The sequence below is a fragment of the Amycolatopsis sp. NPDC059657 genome (assembly GCF_042734395.1).
Taxonomy (GTDB): domain Bacteria; phylum Actinomycetota; class Actinomycetes; order Mycobacteriales; family Pseudonocardiaceae; genus Amycolatopsis.
The window spans coordinates 18,985-37,171 of sequence record NZ_JBHWEB010000065.1 but is presented as its reverse complement, the minus strand read 5'-3'; the positions used below and the strand labels follow the sequence as shown (position 1 = coordinate 37,171).

The following is an 18,187-nucleotide window of genomic DNA, read 5'->3' as shown; positions in this document are numbered from 1 at the left end:
CTTAAACGGCGTGGTTGATGGCGCGTGCCCTGGCGTCATACCTCTTGGCCTTCGCCAGCAGCGCTTCCTTGACCTCCGGCAGCAGGCCGGGAGTCTTCGCCTCCTCGCGCAACCCTCGCGCGGCCGCGGTGAACGCGGCGCCGTGCTGGCCCATGTCCGTGGCGCCTTCCTGGGTCCGGTTGGCGTTCTTGTGCTCGCCTGCCGCCACGCTGGCATTTTCGTCGGCGCTGCGCCAGTCAGGACAGTCGTCGTCGATGCCGATGCGCCTGCCGTCCGGGCGGATCTCGCCGCAGCGGCACGGTTTGCGCCGCCGTGACTGGTTCGCGGCCAGGCCGAGCGGGTCGGACCAGGTCAACGGGTTGGGTACGTAGGCGTCCGGATTGGGCGACGGCAGCAACCCGAGCGGGTCGCCGCTGAAGTACCGGCCGGTCTCCGGTTCGTAGTAGCGGTGGTGGTTGTAGTCGAGCCCGGTCTCGTCGTCGTGGTACTGGCCGGGGAACCGCAACGGCGTGTACGCCCGCTGCCCCAGCGCGGCGAGCGCCTGCCCCCACACGGTGCTTTGCTTGTGCCACGCCAGGTTTCCGGCCGCGTCGATCAGCTCGGTCGGGGTGCCGACGAGATCGGTCACGATCGAGTAGAACTGCTCGTCCACCCACTGCTGGGACGGACGCGCCCGCTCTGTCTGCGTCAGCACCTTGCCGCTCTCGGGATGATGCGCCCAGGTGATCGCCCGGCCCGCGCTGTGTGTCTGCTCGACCAGTTGCTCACCGGCCCAGCAGAAAGCGACCTGCTCGGCGACGGACCCGGCGGCGTCCAGCCGCTGCTTCGCGATCCGCCGGCCGAGCGGGTCGTAGAGATAGCGCCATTGGGTGCCGTCCGGCGTCACGACACCGACCATGCGGTCCTCGATATCCCAGGAATACCGCCAGGTATCGGGTTTGGCGGAGAGCCGCTTCCGCTGCTTCATCACGACGCGGCCCTGCGCGTCATACCGGTAGTGGACGTTGCCCGCCTGGCGCAGCCGCGGCCCGTCGTACGCGCGAGTGCCTTGCGCGTCCGTGTCCTGACTCGGCCACGCGGCCGCGGTGATATTGCCCGACTGGTCGTAGGCGTACCGCTCGGCCCAGCCGTTCCCGTGCGCCGCCGTGATCCGGCCGGCCGGATCGAGCTCGAACCGCCGCGTGCCGCCGATCTGGTCATCGATCGCGAGGACTTCGCCATCGGCGCGGTAGCGGTACTCGCGCCGCTGGACGACCTGCGCCCGCCGGACGTCCGAAGCCACCGACGAGACCGTCTGCGAGGTCAGCCGATCGCAGGCGTCCCATGACTGCGCGATGATCGCACCCGAGTCGAGCAGCCGCTCGACTTCACGCTCGGCCGCGTCATGGCCGAAGGACATCGTCCGCCCCGAGGTGCGCAGTGAGACCGGCTGCCTGCCGGCGTCGAACGTCCACCGCTCGGCCGCCCCGGTCGGCGTGGTGCGGGAAACCCGCCTGCCCGCCAGGTCGTATTCGGTGCGCACGGTGCGCCCGTTCACGGTCTCGGCGACGATCCGGCCGAGCACGTCACGCTCGAAGGTGACGGCGGCGTGCGCGTTGGCCGCGGCCACGAGCCGTCCACGCTGGTCGAATTCGTAGGTCGCGATCGTGCCGTCCGCCGAACGCCGCTCGATGATCTCGCCGAGCGTGTTCCGGACGTACTCGACGCGCTCGCCGGCGCCGTTGACCGTCGCGGTCACCTGGCCGGCGAGATCGCGCTCGTACCGGGTGGCGCGGCCCGCGAAGTCCGTTTCCGCGACGAGCCTGCCCACCGGGTCGTAGTCGTAGCGCCAGACCTCGCCTTGGGTGTTGGTCACCGCGACGAGGTTCATCTCGGTGTCGTACTCGAACGCCAGCCGCGACCCGTCCGGCCTGACCTCCGAACTCGGGAAGTCGAAATGCGTCGTCTCGATCCGGCTGACGTTGCCCAGCACGTCGACATGCTCGACCGGGCTGCCCTCGCCGTCGTAGCGCCAGCGCTCGACGGTGCCGTCCGGATGGGTGTGCGAGGTCATCTTGCCCTCGACCGTCCACGTGAACCGCTCGACACCGCCGGTGGGCAGCGCGATTTCGCTGACCCTGCCGAACTGGTCGCGCGCGTACCGGGTCGTCGCGCCCAGCGCGTCGATGACGGCGACCGCGAGCCCGGCCGCGTTCCGCTCCACGCGGCGGGTACCGCCAGTGGGATCGGTGATCGCGATCGTCTGCCCGCGCTCGTTGCGTTGATAAGTCGTCGTCGCGCCGAGCGGATCGGTCGAGGAGACCAGGAAACCCGTTTCGTCGTAGGACTGCCGCCACACCGCGCCGTCGGGATCGACGATGACCACCGGCAGCCCGAGTTCGTTGTACTCCGCCATCGCCTGGGTGCGGTCCGGGCGGGTGATGCGCACGACGTTGCCCGCGTCGTCGCGTTCCCAGGTGGTCCGGCGGCCCAGCGGGTCGGTGCGCGACACCAGCCGGTCGTAGTCGTCCCATTCCTGCAGCGTTTCCTCGCCGAGCGGCCCGATCTCCCGCACGACCTGCCACAGCTCGTTGAAGTGGTGGGTGAACGCGTGGCCACGCGAGTCGGTGTAGACGGTGACCGCGTTTTCCTCGTCATAGGACCAAGAACCGGCCATCGCACCGCCGGATCCCTCGGTGCGGACGCATCGTCCTTTGTGGTCATAGTGGTACGCGTACCACTCGCCGTTGCGGTCTTCCCAGCGGATGATCCGCCCTGAGGCGTCGTAGCGGAACCGGTGTGCCCTGCCGGAGGAGTTGACCACCTCGGTCAGCCGCCGCTGCTCGTCGTAGCTGTAGCGCATCAGGGTGATCGGCTCGTCGCCCTCCAGCCACATCCTGCGCACCAGCAGATCCGCCGTCTCCACGCCGATGCGATAGCCGCCGGAATGCCGGATCCCGGTCGGTGCGCCGTTTTCGTCGTAGTCGAAGGCGATCTGGTTGCCATGGCGGTCGGTGATCGCCGCGATGGGGACCAGCCCGGCGTGCCCGGTGAAGGTCAGCGTCCGCCCACGCTCCGGCTGGTCGATCGCGTAACCGTCGGCCGTCCGCCGCAACGCCCAGCGCGCGCCGAACTCGGCGAACACGGCCGCATCGCCATCGGGCGGCAGCGGGTAGACGAGCCTGGCGCCGTCGGAATCGGCGAAATAGACGGCGTCGTCCTCGATCTCGATCCGCTGATCGAGGGTGGAGGACCAGGACGGGCCGAAGAACCGGCCGACCCGGTACGAGGAGTAGTGCGTGCGCTCGAAGTCGAGCGGCAAGGTGCCGACCAGCTCGATGTCGTACTGCTCCAGGTACATCTGCCCGGTCGCCAGGTCGATCGGTTCGCCGGACCCCGGCGTGCACTCGGTGTCGCGTGCGTCGGTCTTCGGGTTGTCCGCGTTGTCCTTCATGGACGGTGACTTGCCGTCGCCGCTCTTGGGCTTGCCGCTCGGCGAGGAGCCAGGGCCGTCCACCCCGTCCACGCCATCCGGACTGGACGGCGTGTCGCCGCCCTTGGGCTCATGGAGGTTCGGCCCGTCCGCTTTCGGGCCCGCCTTGGCGGCCGACGGTGTCGTGCCACCCTTGCCGCCCGCCTTGCGGCCCAGCTTGGCGAGCTTCTCCATGATTTCGCCGAGCTTGTCGATGATCTTGCGCAATTTCGGCGCCACGTTGCCGATGGTCTTGACCAGCTTGCGGATGAACTCCGACACCTTGCTGATCGCCTTCGTGATCGCCGTGGTCGCCTGGACCGCGACCAGCGGAGTGGCGAAACCGAGTGTGCAGGCCTCCTCCAGCGCCCAGCTGATCAGCTTGCCGACGAGCTCGGCGACGAGGTCTCGCACCAGCTCGCGGACCGCGGACACGACCGTTCCCATGATCATCACGCCGGTGGACACGCCATCGGCCAGCGACGCGGCGCCCGCCAGCGCGTCGGACTGCTCGGCGACCGTGGCCCGGTAAGCCTCCGCTGCCGCGCCGTCCCAGCCCGCGGTGCCGTTCTTGGCCTCGTTCAGGTAATCCTGCGCCACCGCCGCGACCTCGGTGGAGACGTTCGCCCAGGTGTCGGAGAACGACTGGATCACCGGCGGGTCGCCCGCCAGCCAGTCGAGTGCCTCCTTGAGCGGCTGCACATGCTCGATCAGCCACGAGACGCCGTACTGCGCCAAGGTTCCGATCGGGTCGACGACCAGTGAGAGCGCCTCGAGTCCGACGCCGACCGCGCCCAGGCCCGACTCGACCCAGCTGCCGTCCTTGACCCCGTTCGCGAGATCGACCGCGGACTCGGCGATGCCGATCCCGGTGATCCCCGTCGTCTGGGACTTCGCTTGCGCCACAAGCGGATTTCCGTCAGGCATGGCAGGCCCCCTTCGCAAGGGACCGACGCTGGTGACGCTTACGAGGTTCCTCAACCGCCCGAGGTTGCGACGTTCGGCCTAGCCAAGCCTATGGTTACCCCGACAACGCGAAGGCCCCCTGCCGGAAACCGGCAGGGGGCCTTCGACGGGAGAAACTCAGTGCTTGGGCGCCGGGCCCGCCTGGTCGGCGAGCATGCGCAGCGCGTTGACGAGACCGCCGACGAGGTCGCCTTCCTTGAAGGACGCGACCATGCTCGCGGTGGCCAGCTTGGCGCCGCGGTCGGGCAGGCGCTGGAAGGCGATGCCGCCGGTGACGATCTCGATCAGGCGCTCACCGGGCGACACGGCGACGAGCACCGCGTTGCCGGGGTTGTCGACCGACTCGTGCAGCTTCTCGGCGGCTTCGCGGCTGTCCGAGCCGAGCTCGCCGAGGTAGATGCTGAAGTCGAGGCCGGTCTCGCGGCTCGCGAAGGTCAGCGCCTCGTCGAGTCGCGCAAGCTGCTGCGGCGTGAAGGGGCCGGATGGAGCAACCGGTTCGTACATCTTGGCGACAGAACGCCGTCCGGTGGCCGTAATGGCGACGCCATAACCGGGTTCTTCGGTGTCCGCTGACTGGGACACGAGTTCACCAGTTGCCACGTGCGCCTCCCTTGACGGTCGGGGTGTTCTCGGCGGGTGCGGCCGTCGCGTGGTGGCCGACGCCTTCGGGGTTGGCGGTCCACCACAGCGGCGGGTAGTCCCACTGCTGCCCTGGCCGGTACCTCGGCGTACCGCCGCCCTTGGAGCGCAGCGTCAGTGCGCCGAACAGGAAGTAGATGGCCGCCGGGATCGCCACGAAGACCACGATCGTCTCGACAAGGTTCACGCGCGCAGCGTATCGGATACCCGAATGGACCACCCGATCACGCCGCACTAGCGAGAGTGAGTTCGTCGACCGCTCGACGCGTCAGACCGGCCGTCCGCCGCTTGCGCGACCCGGACTCCCACTTTGGGGCGAACATGCGCGCGCGAAAGGTTGCAACTCAACGTACAGGCGGCTGCACCCGTCGCTGTTGTCTTGTCGGCGCGGTGAAATCCTCGTAGCTTTTTCACCTGTACGGGCCTTGCGCCCCGCTCCCCATGCTCAATTTGGTAACGCACCGGTCTCAGGAGGACGCATCATGCACAAGGTCCAGCCCCCCACCCAGGCGACTTTTGACGACGTTCAGTCACTGCTTGAAGGTATTTTCGAGCCCGGAACACGTGTGACGGCCGGCACAAGGGTGACTCGCGGTACACGCGTCACCCGCGGTACCCGGGTCACGAACGGGACACGGGTCACCCGCGGCACCAGAGTGACCCGCGGTACCCGCGTCACGGCGGGCACGCGCGTCACCCGCGGTACCCGGGTCACCCGGGGCACCCGCGTGACCATGGGAACGCGCGTCACCGCTTCCTGACCGAAGGAAGAAGAGCAGCAGACCGGCTCGCCCCGGCCGCCTTGTTCAGGCGACCGGGGCGCCGATATGTCCGGGGGCTTAAGCCGCCGGTGCACCGAGGTACGGCCGCCACAGCGGGTCCGCCTCGGTGGAATGTGCGAGCAGCCGCCAATGCGGCCCGTGCGGAGCACGCGGCACGACCCGCAACCGCCAGCCCAGTTCGGCCAGCGTGTGATCCGCCTTCTTGTGATTGCATCTCGCGCAGCACGCGACACAGTTCTGCCAGGTGTGGGGTCCACCCCGGCTGCGTGGCTGCACGTGATCGATCGTTTCCGCCCTTCCGCCGCAGTAAGCGCAGCGGTAGCGGTCGCGGTGCATGAGTCCCGCCCTGGTCAGCGGCACCTTCGCGCGGTAAGGGACCCGCACGTAGGTACTGAGCCTGATGACCGAGGGCACGGGGAGCGACACCGTCGCCGCGTGCAGGAGCGAACCGGCCGGGTCACCGTGAACGACCTCGGCCTTGCCACAGAGAACCAGCACCACGGCCCGCCGCAGCGGGAGCGCGGTCAGTGGCTCGAACGTGGCATTCAGTAGGAGCACCCTGCGCCGCCCCCACAAGGGAGCGCCGTTGGGCATGGTTTCCCGCCCTCTACGTTGTCCGGGCGGTCTGTTTGCACCCCCTGGCCGTGTTCCCGGCCCACTGCTGTGGGCACTCAGGACGACCTCCGGCGCTGGTCCGGCCATGGCTTGGCTCGGGGCGCCGAGGGGGATGGGTTGTCGGTCTGGCACTCGACCACCTCCACCGGTACAGCCATAGTCGACCACAGATCACACCCAAAGTGCACGTGTGTTAAATGACGTGTCACCGGGCCGTACCTTGATCGACGCATGACGGACTCCGCCGAACGCGAATCGGACCTCGGGCCGCTATCGTGGCGGCGGGCGCACTCCCGCCGCGAAATACACAGGAAAAGGATTTGCTCTTCGTGACGCTCCTGCTCGCTGAAGCCCCGCCGTGCATCAAGGACCAGAGCACCTGGTGCGCGCAGGTCTTCAACATCACGCACAACGAATGGCTCGCCGGCTCCGCTGACTGGCTGTTGACGAAGCCGTTGCGGATCGTGTTCATCCTGCTCATCGCGTTCATCTCGCTGAAGCTCGTGCGCAGGCTGATCAACCGGCTCACCACGATCCCGAAGAGCAACGGCGGCAAGCTACCCGCGTTACTGCGGCCGTTGCGCGAGCGCGCGCCGGATGTGCTCGGCCCCGCCGTCATAGAGCGCAGGCGGCAGCGCGCGCAGACCATCGGCTCGGTGCTGAAGTCGTTGTCCACCTTCATCATCTACGGGCTCGCGTTCATCCTGATCGTCGGCGAGCTCGGGGTGAACCTGGGCCCGATCATCGCCTCCGCGGGCGTCGTCGGCGTCGCGATCGGTTTCGGCGCGCAGAACCTGGTGCGTGACTTCCTGTCCGGGATCTTCATGATGCTGGAGGACCAGTACGGCGTCGGCGACGTCGTGGACCTCGGCAGCGCGACGGGCACCGTCGAGGCGGTCGGCCTGCGGATCACGACTTTGCGTGACGTCAAGGGCACCGTCTGGTACATGCGCAACGGCGAGGTGCTCCGCGTCGGCAACTCGAGCCAGGGCTTCGCGGTCGCCGTCGTCGACCTGCCGCTGGCGTACAACGTCGACCTGGACCGCGCCACGGCCGTGCTGGCCGAAGCCGCCACCGCGGCGGCCGAGACCGAGGCGGTCGCGGCCGATCTGCTGGAGCAGCCGGAGATCCTCGGTGTGGAAAGCGTCACACCGGAGGCGATCACGCTGCGCGTGACCGCCAAGGTCCGGCCTGGCCAGCAGTGGGCCGTGCAGCGCGCGCTACGTGCCCGGATCATGGGCGCGCTGGAGGAAGCCGGTTTCGAGCCGCCGATGGGCCGGTTCCCGAAGCCGCACGCCGTGCTCGAAGCGCCCGTCGCGACGCCGAGCCCGTCGAACACCACCGGGCAGTCTGACGGACAGCCCCGCCAGGAACAGGGGACAATGAACCCGTGACCTCTCCCGGTGAAGTGAGCCTGTACGAAGCGATCGGCGGCGAGCCGACGTTCCGCGCGATCGTCGCGCGGTTCTACCAGGAGGTCGCGGCCGACGAGGTGCTGCGGCCGCTGTACCCCGAGGAGGACCTCGGCCCGGCCGAGGAGCGCTTCCGGCTGTTCCTCATGCAGTACTGGGGTGGCCCGCACACCTACTCCGACCAGCGCGGGCACCCGAGGCTGCGGATGCGGCACAACCCGTTCAAGATCGGCCCGATCGAGCGGGACGCGTGGCTGCGCTGCATCCGGATCGCGGTCGACGAGGTCGGCGTCGAAGAGCCCTACCGGGCACAGCTATGGGCTTACCTGGAGATGGCGGCGCACAGCATGATGAACAGCTTCGTCTGATGAGACGCGCGGGCAGGGGGCCGCAAGACGAACAGGCGTGGTGGCGCGAAGCCGTCTTCTACCAGGTCTACGTGCGGTCGTTCGCCGACTCCGACGGTGACGGGGTCGGCGACCTGGAAGGCATCCGCGGCAGGCTCGGCTATCTCGAACTGCTCGGCGTCGACGCGATCTGGCTGACGCCGTTCTACTCGTCGCCGATGGCCGACCACGGCTACGACATCGCCGACCCGCGCTCGGTCGACCCGTTGTTCGGCAACCTGGCCGATTTCGACGCGCTGATCGGCGACGCGCACGCGCGCGGCATCAAGGTCACCATCGACCTGGTGCCGAACCACACCAGCAACACGCACACCTGGTTCAAGTCGGCGATGGCCGCCGGGCCCGGCAGCCCGGAGCGCGACCGGTACATCTTCCGCGACGGCAAGGACGACGGGCCGCCCAACAACTGGGTCAGCTCCTTCGGCGGCCCGGCGTGGACGCGGGTCCCCGACGGCCAGTGGTACCTGCACCTGTTCGCGCCGCAACAGCCGGATCTCAACTGGGCCAACCCCGAGGTGCACGCCGATCTGGAGCGCACAATGCGGTTCTGGCTCGATCGAGGCGTCGACGGGTTCCGCGTCGACGTCGCGCACGGCATGGCGAAACCGGCCGGGCTGCCCGACATGGACCCGCGTGCGCAGCCGATGGTCGCGACCGGGTTCTACGATCCCCGGTTCGACAACGACGGCGTCCACGAGATCCACCAGATGATCCGCAAGGTGCTCGACGAGTACCCGGGCACCATGGCGGTCGGCGAACTCTGGGTCAGCGACGAGGAACGGCTCGCGAAGTACCTGCGGCCGGACGAGCTGCACCTGGCGTTCAACTTCAAGCTGGTGCTGACGCATTTCGACGCCGACGCGATGCACGCGGCCATCGAGCGGTCGCTGGCTGTCCCGCGGGCCGCGGGCGCACCGGCGACCTGGGCCCTGTCCAACCACGACGTGTGGCGTCAGGTGAGCCGCTACGGCGGCGGCGAACAGGGTGTCCGGCGTGCCAGGGCGATGGCCTTGGTCGAGCTCGCGCTGCCAGGTGCGGTGTACCTCTACAACGGCGAGGAACTCGGCCTCGGCAATGTCGATGTCCCGGCCGAAGCGATGGCGGACCCGCGTGCGAAAACTGCCGGTCCCGAGCACAGCCGGGATCGCTCGCGCGTGCCGATCCCGTGGGAAGGCGACGTGGTGCCGTTCGGGTTCTCCCGCAACGCGCGGACGTGGCTGCCGATGCCTGCCGAGTGGGCGGCGTTGACGATCGAGAAGCAGCTCGAGGACCCGGATTCGACGCTTTCGCTGTACCGCCAAGCCGTTGAGCTGCGCCACGAGCACGCGGCGTTCAGCGGCGACGAGATCGAGTGGTACGGCGCGCCCGCAGGGTGCTTCGCGTTCCGGCGCAGCCCTGGCGGGCTGATCTGCGCGCTCAACACGAGCGCGGCGCCGATTCCGTTGCCGCCGGGGAACGTGCTGCTGTCCAGCTCACCGCTGGTGGACGGCAAGCTGCCGCCGGATTCGTCAGCCTGGCTCGTCAAGGCTTAGAAACGCGATAAAGCCCGCTAGATCCCGTGGGATTTAGCGGGCTTTATCGCGTCTTACCTCAGAACAGGCCGTAGTGCGGCTGGCTCTGCGGGTTGAACTGGTTGTAGTGGTTGAGCTTCGCGGTGGCGGTACGCCAGTCACGCAGCTCCAGCACGTCGAAACCCTTCACGATGTCCGACGAGTAGATGTAGCCGTTGTAGTAGTACGCCGACCACGTGCCGCCGGTCTTGTTCCCGGTGGCTTCGAGCGGACCACGCTCCCAGAACGCGATCTCCTTCGGGTGCTCCGAGTCGGTGAAGTCCCACACCGAGACGCCGCCCTGGTACCAGGACTGCACCATGTAGTCGCCGAACAGCGTCGGGATCAGCGACCCGTTGTGCGCCACGCAGTTCTCGTTCTCGGCCTGCAGGCGCGGGATCTTGAAGTAGGACTTGAACTCGAGCTTGCGCTTGTCGCCGCGACCCTTGATGTCGTAGATGCCGTCGGCGCCACGGGTGGGCCCGAACTTGGCGAGACAGGTCGCCATGCCACCGCCGCCGAGCTCGTCGGTGAAGATCACCTTCGTGCCGGCGTTGTTGAAGGTGGCGCTGTGCCAGAACGCGAAGTTCGTGTCCTGCACCCGGTCCAGGACCCGCGGGTTGAGCCGGTCCTTGATGTCCCAGAGCATGCCGTCACCCATGCACGCGCCCGCCATGACGTCCTTCTGCGGGTACGAGGTGAGGTCGTGGCAGCCGGTCGTCGCCGAGCGGTTGGTGCCGTCGGGGTTCGGGCCACCGGCGTTGCCGCCGTCCGGGAAGAGCACCGGCTTCGCGACCACGGCCGAGGCCTCGGGGTGGTCGACCGGGACCTTCACGATGGAGATCTTGTCGTGCGGCGGCAGGCAGTCCGGCAGGTTCGCGGCAGGCGAGTACGACGAGACGTACAGGTACAGGTCGCGGCTCTTGTTGTCCGGCACCAGCGTGTGCGTGTGCGAACCGCAGTCGGTCTCGACCGCCGCGACGTACTTCGGGTGGGCCAGGTCCTTGATGTTGAAGACCTTGATGCCTTCCCAAGACTCCTTGACCGAAGCAGGCTGCGCGACGCTGTTGCACGAGCTGTCGCTGCGTGAGCTGTCCGTCGACAGGAACAGCAGGTCACCCGAGACCGAGACGTCGTTCTGGCCGCCGGGGCAGAGCACCTGGCTGACGATCTTCGGCCTGGCCGGGTTCTTGATGTCGTAGATCACAAAGCCGTCGTAGTTGCCGACGATAGCGTGGTCCTTGGTGAACGCGATGTCCGTCCCGACCGGCGACGTGAACGGCGCCTGGTGCGGGAGGTTCGCGAGCTGACGGAGATTCGGGCTGTGCACGATCTCGTCGACACCGGGGATGGCTCCCTCGGCGATACCCGCCGGCGCGGCGACGGCACTCGACAACGCGAGTCCGGCGACCGCGGTCGTCAGGGTCAAAATCCTGGTAAGACGACGAGCGCCACCTGGCTTACCCACGATGTGGATCTCCTCTCGACCACTTTTGCCCCGCGATTATCCGATCTTTACCCTTTTGGTGGCTAGCGACTATGGGAGGGTCTCAGTATGAGGAATCGTCTCGCCGGGCTCGTGCTGCTGACCGCGGCACTCGTCTCAGGCTGTGCAGGCGCACCCGCCGAAACAGAGCCGACCGTCCCTGTCGTGCTGCCCGGAAAGCCCGGTGACCCTGGCACGATCGTCCCCGGTGGGCAGGCGAAGAAGTTCGAGACGAAGCCCAACCAGGCCGACATCGACTACGTGACGATGATGATCCCGCACCACGAGCAGGCCAAGATCATGACCGACCTCGTCGCGGCCAAGTCATCGGATGAGCAGGTGCGCTCACTCGCAGGCCGGATCGCGGTGTCCCAGGACGGCGAAGTCACGCTCATGAAGGACTGGCTGAAGAACGCGGGCCAGCCGGTGCCCGGTGCCGGGCACGAACACGGGCATGATCACGCCACGATGCCGGGCATGGCGACACCGGCGCAGCTCGACGCGCTGCGCGCGGCCACCGGCAAGGACTTCGAGCGGATGTTCCTCGACCTGATGATCGCGCACCATCAGGGCGCGCTCACCATGGCGGACGGCCAGCTCGCCAACGGGGTCGACCAGAAGGCCCAGGAGATGGCGCAGCACGTCGTCACCGGGCAGAGCGCGGAGATCGAGCGCATGAAGACGATGCGGCTGCGGTTCTGAGGTTCTAGAAGAGCAGCGGCAGCAAGGCGTGGCGGCGCTTGAGCACGGCGCCGTACCGCGCGTCGATGCGCATCCAGGAGTCCGTCGCGGTCACCCGCACGACGTCGTCGGCGACCGACGCGTCGAGGAAACCCATGCCGGACAACGCGAACAGGCAGCGCATCTGCACCTTGACCTCGACCGACTCGCCGGTCACGGTCAGCACCGCCTGATCCATCAGCGAAGCGGGCGGGGTGCCGTTCGGGCCGACGTTGTCCTTGGCCAGCGTCACGCCCTTGTCGGCGAGATCCGAGATGACGGCCGCCGGCAGTTCGTCGACCAGCTGCCAGCGCGACGACACGGGCAGCTCGGAGTGCCACATCATGTCCCGTGCCGGGCCCGGATCCATGACAGGGCCGCCCGCCACGGTCAGCGCGGCGAGCAGCTCGTTGCCGGAGACCGTGAGGTCAGACGGGCTGATCTCGCCCGCGACCGCGCGGGTGGCCAGCACCTCGAACGGGGTGGTCACCCACGCCTCGACGACGGGCAGTTCACTGTCCGGCCGCTGGCGCAGCCGCACGAACGTGCCGCCGTCCAAGCGGACCGCGCGCGCGACGAACGCGCCGAGCGTCTCGCGGTCGGCCGCGTCGGGAATTCTGAGCTCAGGCACTACGCAGTCCCTCTTCCAGGAACACGCGTTCCTCGTCACTGAGCCTACGTGGCCGCTCGGTGACCGTGTCGAACGGTGCCAGCACGGTTTCCGCCGTCACCGCCACCTTGTCCGCCTCCGAAGGTCCATTGTGGACGCTGTAACCGAGCGTGAAGCTCGCGAACCTGAGTTCCTTCAACGACAACACGATCCGGATGTCCTGGCCGTCCGCGATCACCGGGGCGTGGTAGTTCACCGACATCTTGACCACCACCACGCCCTTGGGCAGTTCGGTGAGACCGGCCTTGACGGCCTCACCGAACAGCAGCGGAACGCGGGCCTCTTCGAGCAGCGTCACCATCGCGGCGTGGTTGACGTGCCCGAAGACGTCCATGTCCGACCAGCGCGGCCGGACCAGCGCGACATAGGTCACCGGACGGTGCTCCGGATCTGCCTGGCGGCGACGGACAACGTGGCCAGGTCGAGCCTGCCGGACAGCGCGATCTCCTCGAGCGCGGCCCGTGCCCGGCCGATGCGCGCGGAGTTCGTGCGCTCCCACTGGGCGATCTTCTCGTCGGCCGTGTCGTCCGGCTCGCTGTGGCGCAGCGCGTCCAGCGTGATCGCCCGCAGCGACGAGTAGACGTCGTCACGCAGCGAAAGCCTGGCGAGCGCGTGCCAGCGGTTGCCGCGGTCGAGTTCGCTGATCGAGGTGAGCATCTGGTCGATGTTCAGGTGATCGGACAGCGCGTAGTACAGCTCGGCCGTCTCGGCCGGGGTGTGCACGGTGTCGACGCCGATCTGCTGCTCGGCCAGCTCCGCCACCTCGGTGACGTCGAGCAGGCCGTAGGTGTGCAGCAGGATCGCGACCCGCCGGGCCAGTTCCTCCGGCACGCCCTTCCCGGTCAGCCGGTCGATCTGGGCCTGCACGGATTCCGCTTCGCGGCCGCGCAGCAGTTCGCCGACCTTCGGCGCGAGCTCGCCGACGACCCGGCCGAAGCGGTTGATCTCCGACAGTGCGGCCAGCGGCTGCGGCCGGTTGGTCAGGAACCACCGCGCCGCGCGGTCGAGCAGGCGGCGGGTCTCCAGCATCATCGAGTCGGCGACGTCGGTGGCCACCACGTTGTCGAGCTTGTCGATCTCGTCCCAGATCGAGCGCAGGTCGTAGACCGCGTTGACCACGGCGTACGCGCGGACCGCGTCGGTGGCGGTCGCGTTCATCTCTTCCGAAAGGCGGAAGACGAACGAGATGCCCGCGCCGTCGATGACCTCGTTGGCCACCTGGGTGGTGATGATCTGGCGCTGCAGCGGGTGCTCGAAGATCGCCGACTCGAAGCGCTCACGCAGCGGCTTCGGGAAGTACTCCGGCAGCCGCCTTGAGAAGACCTCGGACTCGGGCAGCTCGCTGGCGAGCAGCTCGTTCTTCAGGTCCAGCTTCGCGTGCGCGAGCAGCGTCGACAGCTCGGGCGAGGTCAGGCCTTGCTCGGCCTTCTCAAGCGCCTTGAAGTCGGACCGGCTCGGCAGCGCCTCCAGCTTGCGGTTGAACGCACCGGCCGCTTCGAGCGCGGCGACCTGGCGTTCGTGCACCGAGAGCATCGGGCCGTTGTGCGCGCGGCTGACGCCGAGTACCGCGTTCTGGCGGTAGTTGTCGGCGAGCACGAGCGCGCCGACCTCGTCGGTCATCTCGCCGAGCAGCTCGTTGCGCTGCTCGTGGTCCAGTTCGCCCGCCATGACCAGGTGGTCGAGCAGGATCTTGATGTTGACCTCGTGGTCGGAGCAGTCGACACCGGCCGAGTTGTCGAGCGCGTCGGTGTTGATCTTGCCGCCGTTCCTGGCGAACTCGATCCGGCCGAGCTGGGTCAGGCCCAGGTTGCCGCCTTCGCCGACCACCTTCACGCGCAGCTCGCTGCCGTTGACGCGGACGGCGTCGTTGGCCTTGTCGCCCGCGTCGGCGTGGGTCTCGCGCTCGGCCTTGACGTAGGTGCCGATGCCGCCGTTCCACAGCAGTTCGACCTCAGACAGCAGGATCGCCTTCATCAGGTCGGTCGGCGACAGCTTCTCGACGCCTTCGTCGATGCTGAGCGCCTCGCGGACCTGCGGGGTGATCGCGATGGCCTTGGCCGTGCGCGGGTAGATCCCGCCGCCCTCACTGATCAGCGAGCGGTCGTAGTCGTCCCACGAGGAGCGCGGGAGGTCGAACAGCCGCTGCCGCTCCGCGAACGTCTTCGCCGCGTCCGGGTTCGGGTCCAGGAAAATGTGCATGTGGTTGAAGGCGGCCACCAGCCGGATGTGCTCGGACAGGAGCATGCCGTTGCCGAACACGTCACCGGCCATGTCGCCGATGCCGACCACGGTGAAGTCCTCGGACTGGGTGTCCTTGCCCAGCTCGCGGAAGTGGCGCTTGACGCTCTCCCACGCACCCTTGGCGGTGATGCCCATGGCCTTGTGGTCGTAGCCGACCGAGCCACCGGAGGCGAACGCGTCGCCGAGCCAGAAGCCATAGTCGGCCGAGACGGAGTTCGCGATGTCGGAGAACGTCGCGGTGCCCTTGTCCGCGGCGACGACGAGGTAGCTGTCGTCGTTGTCGTAGCGGACGACGTTCGGCGCGGGCACGGTCTTGCCCTCGACCCGGTTGTCGGTCAGGTCCAGCAGGCCGGAGATGAGCATCCGGTAGCAGGCGATGCCCTCCTTCTGGAAGGCCTCGCGGTCGATGCCGGGGTCGCCGGTCGCGACCGGCGGGCGCTTCACGACGAAGCCGCCCTTGGCGCCGACCGGGACGATGACCGCGTTCTTCACGGCCTGCGCCTTGACCAGGCCGAGCACCTCGGTGCGGAAGTCCTCACGGCGGTCCGACCAGCGCAGGCCACCACGCGCGACCTCGCCGAAGCGCAGGTGCACGCCTTCGACGCGCGGCGAGTAGACGAAGACCTCGAAGCGCGGGCGCGGCTCGGGCAGCTCCGGCACCGACTTCGGGTCCAGCTTGATCGCGAGGTACTCGCGGTTGTTCCCATCGGCGTCGGTGACGTGGTAGTTCGTGCGCAGGGTCGCGGTGATGACCGCGAGCAGCCGCCGCAGGATGCGGTCTTCGTCGAGGCTGGTGACCTCGTCGATCATCTTGGTGATCTCGGCTTCCAGCTGGCCTGCCTGCGCGAGGCGCTCGTCCTCCTGGCTGGTGACGTCGAAGCGCACCTCGAACAGCTTGACCAGCGCGGTCGCGATGTCGGTGTGCGCGGTGACGGCGCGCTGGATGTACTCCTGCGAGAACGGGCTGGCCGCCTGGCGCAGGTAACGCGAGTAAGCACGCAGGACGCTGGCCTGACGCCAGGTCAGCCCGGCACGCAGCACCAGCTCGTTGAAGCCGTCGACCTCGGCGAGGCCGCACCAGGCGGCGTTGAACGCCTCCTGGAAGCGGACCCGCAGGTCACCTTCCTTGCCGGACTCGATCTGCTCCAGCACGCTCGGCGCGATACGCAGGCCGAAGTCGTAGATCCAGGAGCGCTTGCCGTCTTCACGGCGCAGCTCGTAGGGGCGCTCGTCGACGACCTCGACGCCCATGCGCTGCAGCACCGGCAGCACCTTCGACAGGGTCACGCCCTCGCCGAGCAGGTACAGCTTGAAGCGCCGCTCCCCCGGCTCGGCGTCGGCCGGGACGTAGAACGACATCGACAAATCGCCATCGCCCGACAGCGCGTCGAGCTGCCGCAGGTCGGCCAGCGCTTCACTCGCCGTGAAGTCTTCCTTGTAGCCCTCCGGGAACACCGCGGCGAAGCGCTGGCCCTGGTCGGTGGCCGACTCCTCGCTGAAGTTGTTCGGCTCGGAGCGCTCGCGGCGCTCGTTCAGGATCGCCTCGACCATGAAGTCGTCCCAGCTGCGGACGGCCGTGTTCAGGCGTTCCTGGATGTGGACGGTGTCCGGCTCGATCCGGCGCGCCGGGTCGGTGTGCACCACGAAGTGGACCTGCGCGAGCACCGTCTCGCCGACGCGGGCGCTGTACTCGAGTTGGGTGCCTTCGAGCTCCTCGACCAGCACTTCCTGCATCGCGAGGCGCGACCGGGTGGTGTAGCGGTCACGCGGGAGGAAGACCAGGCAGGAGTAGAAGCGGCCGTACGGGTCGCGGCGCAGGAACAACCGCAGCCTGCGGCGGTCCGACAGCGTGATCGCGCCGGTCGTGGTCGCGTAGAGCGAGTCGGTGTCGGCGGAGAACAGGTCGGCGCGCGGCCAGTTCTGCAGCACCTCGAGCATGCGCTGGCCGGAGAACGACTCCATCGGGAAGCCCGCGCGGTGGATGACCTGGCGCACCCGGTTGCACACGACCGGGATGTCCAGGACGTTCTCGTGCAGCGCGGTCGTGGTGAACATGCCCAGGAACCGGTGCTCGCCGGTCACCTTGCCGTTCGCGTCGAAGGTCTTGACGCCCACGTAGTACGGGTAGATCGGGCGGTGCACCGTCGACGGCGCGCTGGCCTGGGTGAGCACCAGCAGCGTCGGGGCGAGCGCGCTCGCGGCCGTGTCCGGACCGGCGGTGAGCCCGCGCGCGGCGAGTGAGTCCTGGCGCAGCACGCCGAGGCCGGAGGCGAGCACGGCACGCAGCGCGGGCTCGTCGGCGTCGGGGTGCGGGTTGTCGATCAGTTCGTAGCGGCGGTAGCCGAGGAAGGTGAAGTGGCCGTTGGCGAGCCAGCGCAGCAGCTTGGCGCCTTCGACGACCTCGTTCTCGGGCAGCGACGGCGGCTTGGTCTCGAGCTCGTCGGCGAGCTGACGGGCCTGCTCGGCCATCTTCTCGGCGTCCTCGACGACCTCGCGGACGTCGCCCAGCACGCTGGAGAGACGGTTGTCGAGCTCACGAGCCCGGTTCGGGTCGGTGATGAGGTCGATCTCGACGTACATCCACGATTCGGTGTCCGCGCCCTCGGGCGGGTCGGCGGCGTCGGCGGTCGGGTAGACCTCGCGCAGCTCACCGGTCAGCTCCCGGCTGACTACCACGATCGGGTGAACGATGCGGTGCACCTGCACCCCGTCGCGCGCGAACTCGGCGGCGACCGAGTCGACCAGGTACGGCATGTCGTCGGTGACGACCTGCACGACCGTGGCCTCGCGGGTCCAGCCGTCCTCGGCGGTGGTCGGGTTGAGCAGCCGGACCGCGGGACGGCCGGGCATCCGGTGCTGGGCGAGCTGCAGGTGCGACCGCACCGCGCCCACCAGGTCGACCGGATCGTCGCCGAGTACCTCTTCGGCGGGAATGTGGCGGTAGTACAGGCGGATCAGCTCACCGATCTCCGGTGCCAACGCGGCCGCGGCGTCGATCAGCTCATCCCTGGTCTGTTCCGGACTCGTCGCTTGGCGAGTGGCGCTTTCGACGCCTTGACCGGTAGGGGACGAGACTCCCGTCGAGCTCATTGAGCAACTCTCCACTGTGCGTGATTGACACCCGTTCCGGCACGGCGATGTGCCGGACGAACCCCACCCTAGTGCGCGAGGTCGAGCCGTCTGCAAAAGACCGGGAAGTTACTCGATCACGTCGGGAAACCTTTCACGGGCAAGGAAAACCCGGAATC

The 18,187-nt window shown here is 68.3% G+C and carries 12 protein-coding genes; 4 read left to right on the top strand and 8 right to left on the bottom strand.

From position 1 onward, the window contains the following. Window position 1: 1 nt before the first annotated feature. The 4 genes from ACFV15_RS29915 to ACFV15_RS29900 form a co-directional block, all read right to left on the bottom strand. A complete protein-coding gene (locus tag ACFV15_RS29915; RefSeq protein WP_378354360.1) occupies window positions 2-4,378 on the bottom strand; it encodes a DUF6531 domain-containing protein in 4,377 nt (1,458 codons plus the stop codon). 156 nt (window positions 4,379-4,534) lie between these two features. After that, window positions 4,535-5,017, bottom strand: coding sequence for a DUF5130 family protein (locus ACFV15_RS29910; protein WP_378354358.1), 483 nt, complete (start codon window positions 5,015-5,017; stop codon window positions 4,535-4,537). After that, window positions 5,004-5,243: a hypothetical protein gene (locus ACFV15_RS29905; RefSeq protein WP_378354357.1), complete on the bottom strand. Its 240-nt coding sequence runs from the start codon at window positions 5,241-5,243 to the stop codon at window positions 5,004-5,006. Before ACFV15_RS29905 ends, ACFV15_RS29910 begins: the two co-directional genes overlap by 14 nt. A gap of 652 nt (window positions 5,244-5,895) precedes the next feature. After that, window positions 5,896-6,396 (bottom strand): HNH endonuclease, encoded by a 501-nt coding sequence (locus ACFV15_RS29900; RefSeq protein WP_091291826.1) that lies wholly within the window; start codon window positions 6,394-6,396, stop codon window positions 5,896-5,898. 386 nt (window positions 6,397-6,782) lie between these two features. Between ACFV15_RS29900 and ACFV15_RS29895 the strand changes: the two genes are divergently transcribed. The 3 genes from ACFV15_RS29895 to ACFV15_RS29885 are packed head-to-tail and all read left to right on the top strand — an operon-like array spanning window position 6,783 to window position 9,804. Beyond that, the gene (locus ACFV15_RS29895) at window positions 6,783-7,847 is read left to right on the top strand and encodes a mechanosensitive ion channel family protein (RefSeq protein ID WP_378354355.1); all 1,065 of its coding nucleotides are present in this window, start codon (window positions 6,783-6,785) and stop codon (window positions 7,845-7,847) included. Beyond that, window positions 7,844-8,233, top strand: coding sequence for a globin (locus ACFV15_RS29890; protein ID WP_176968751.1), 390 nt, complete (start codon window positions 7,844-7,846; stop codon window positions 8,231-8,233). The genes ACFV15_RS29895 and ACFV15_RS29890 overlap by 4 nt, the downstream gene beginning before the upstream one ends. Beyond that, entirely contained in the window at window positions 8,233-9,804 is a 1,572-nt protein-coding gene (locus ACFV15_RS29885; RefSeq protein ID WP_378354353.1) for a glycoside hydrolase family 13 protein, read from the top strand. The genes ACFV15_RS29890 and ACFV15_RS29885 overlap by 1 nt, the downstream gene beginning before the upstream one ends. A 58-nt stretch (window positions 9,805-9,862) precedes the next feature. Here ACFV15_RS29885 and ACFV15_RS29880 read toward each other — a convergent pair whose 3' ends face one another. Further along, window positions 9,863-11,290 carry an LVIVD repeat-containing protein gene (locus ACFV15_RS29880; protein ID WP_378354352.1) on the bottom strand — a complete coding sequence of 476 codons (1,428 nt, stop codon included), beginning with the start codon at window positions 11,288-11,290 and terminating at the stop codon, window positions 9,863-9,865. 87 nt (window positions 11,291-11,377) lie between these two features. On the opposite strand from ACFV15_RS29880, the gene ACFV15_RS29875 reads away from it, so the two are divergent. Beyond that, complete coding sequence (locus ACFV15_RS29875) at window positions 11,378-12,010, top strand: DUF305 domain-containing protein (RefSeq protein WP_378354351.1); 633 nt, start codon at window positions 11,378-11,380, stop codon at window positions 12,008-12,010. 4 nt (window positions 12,011-12,014) lie between these two features. Here the strand turns inward: ACFV15_RS29875 and ACFV15_RS29870 are convergent, their stop codons facing one another. From ACFV15_RS29870 to ACFV15_RS29860, 3 genes are read right to left on the bottom strand one after another with little or no spacing between them, the layout of a single operon-like run. Continuing rightward, on the bottom strand, window positions 12,015-12,659 hold the full coding sequence (locus ACFV15_RS29870; protein ID WP_378354350.1) for a hypothetical protein: 645 nt from the start codon (window positions 12,657-12,659) through the stop codon (window positions 12,015-12,017). Continuing rightward, window positions 12,652-13,071, bottom strand: a complete 420-nt coding sequence (locus ACFV15_RS29865; protein ID WP_378354349.1) for an acyl-CoA thioesterase — start codon at window positions 13,069-13,071, stop codon at window positions 12,652-12,654. The genes ACFV15_RS29870 and ACFV15_RS29865 overlap by 8 nt, the downstream gene beginning before the upstream one ends. After that, window positions 13,068-18,029, bottom strand: a complete 4,962-nt coding sequence (locus tag ACFV15_RS29860; RefSeq protein ID WP_378354348.1) for an NAD-glutamate dehydrogenase — start codon at window positions 18,027-18,029, stop codon at window positions 13,068-13,070. The genes ACFV15_RS29865 and ACFV15_RS29860 overlap by 4 nt, the downstream gene beginning before the upstream one ends. Between the last annotated feature and the right edge of the window lie 158 nt (window positions 18,030-18,187).

Bases quoted from the DNA above. Each gene is read 5' to 3' on its own strand.
- ACFV15_RS29875 (WP_378354351.1), top strand. From the start codon at position 11,378: ATGAGGAATCGTCTCGCCGGGCTCGTGCTGCTGACCGCGGCACTCGTC.
- ACFV15_RS29860 (WP_378354348.1), bottom strand. From the start codon at position 18,029: ATGAGCTCGACGGGAGTCTCGTCCCCTACCGGTCAAGGCGTCGAAAGC.
- ACFV15_RS29885 (WP_378354353.1), top strand. From the start codon at position 8,233: ATGAGACGCGCGGGCAGGGGGCCGCAAGACGAACAGGCGTGGTGGCGC.
- ACFV15_RS29915 (WP_378354360.1), bottom strand. From the start codon at position 4,378: ATGCCTGACGGAAATCCGCTTGTGGCGCAAGCGAAGTCCCAGACGACG.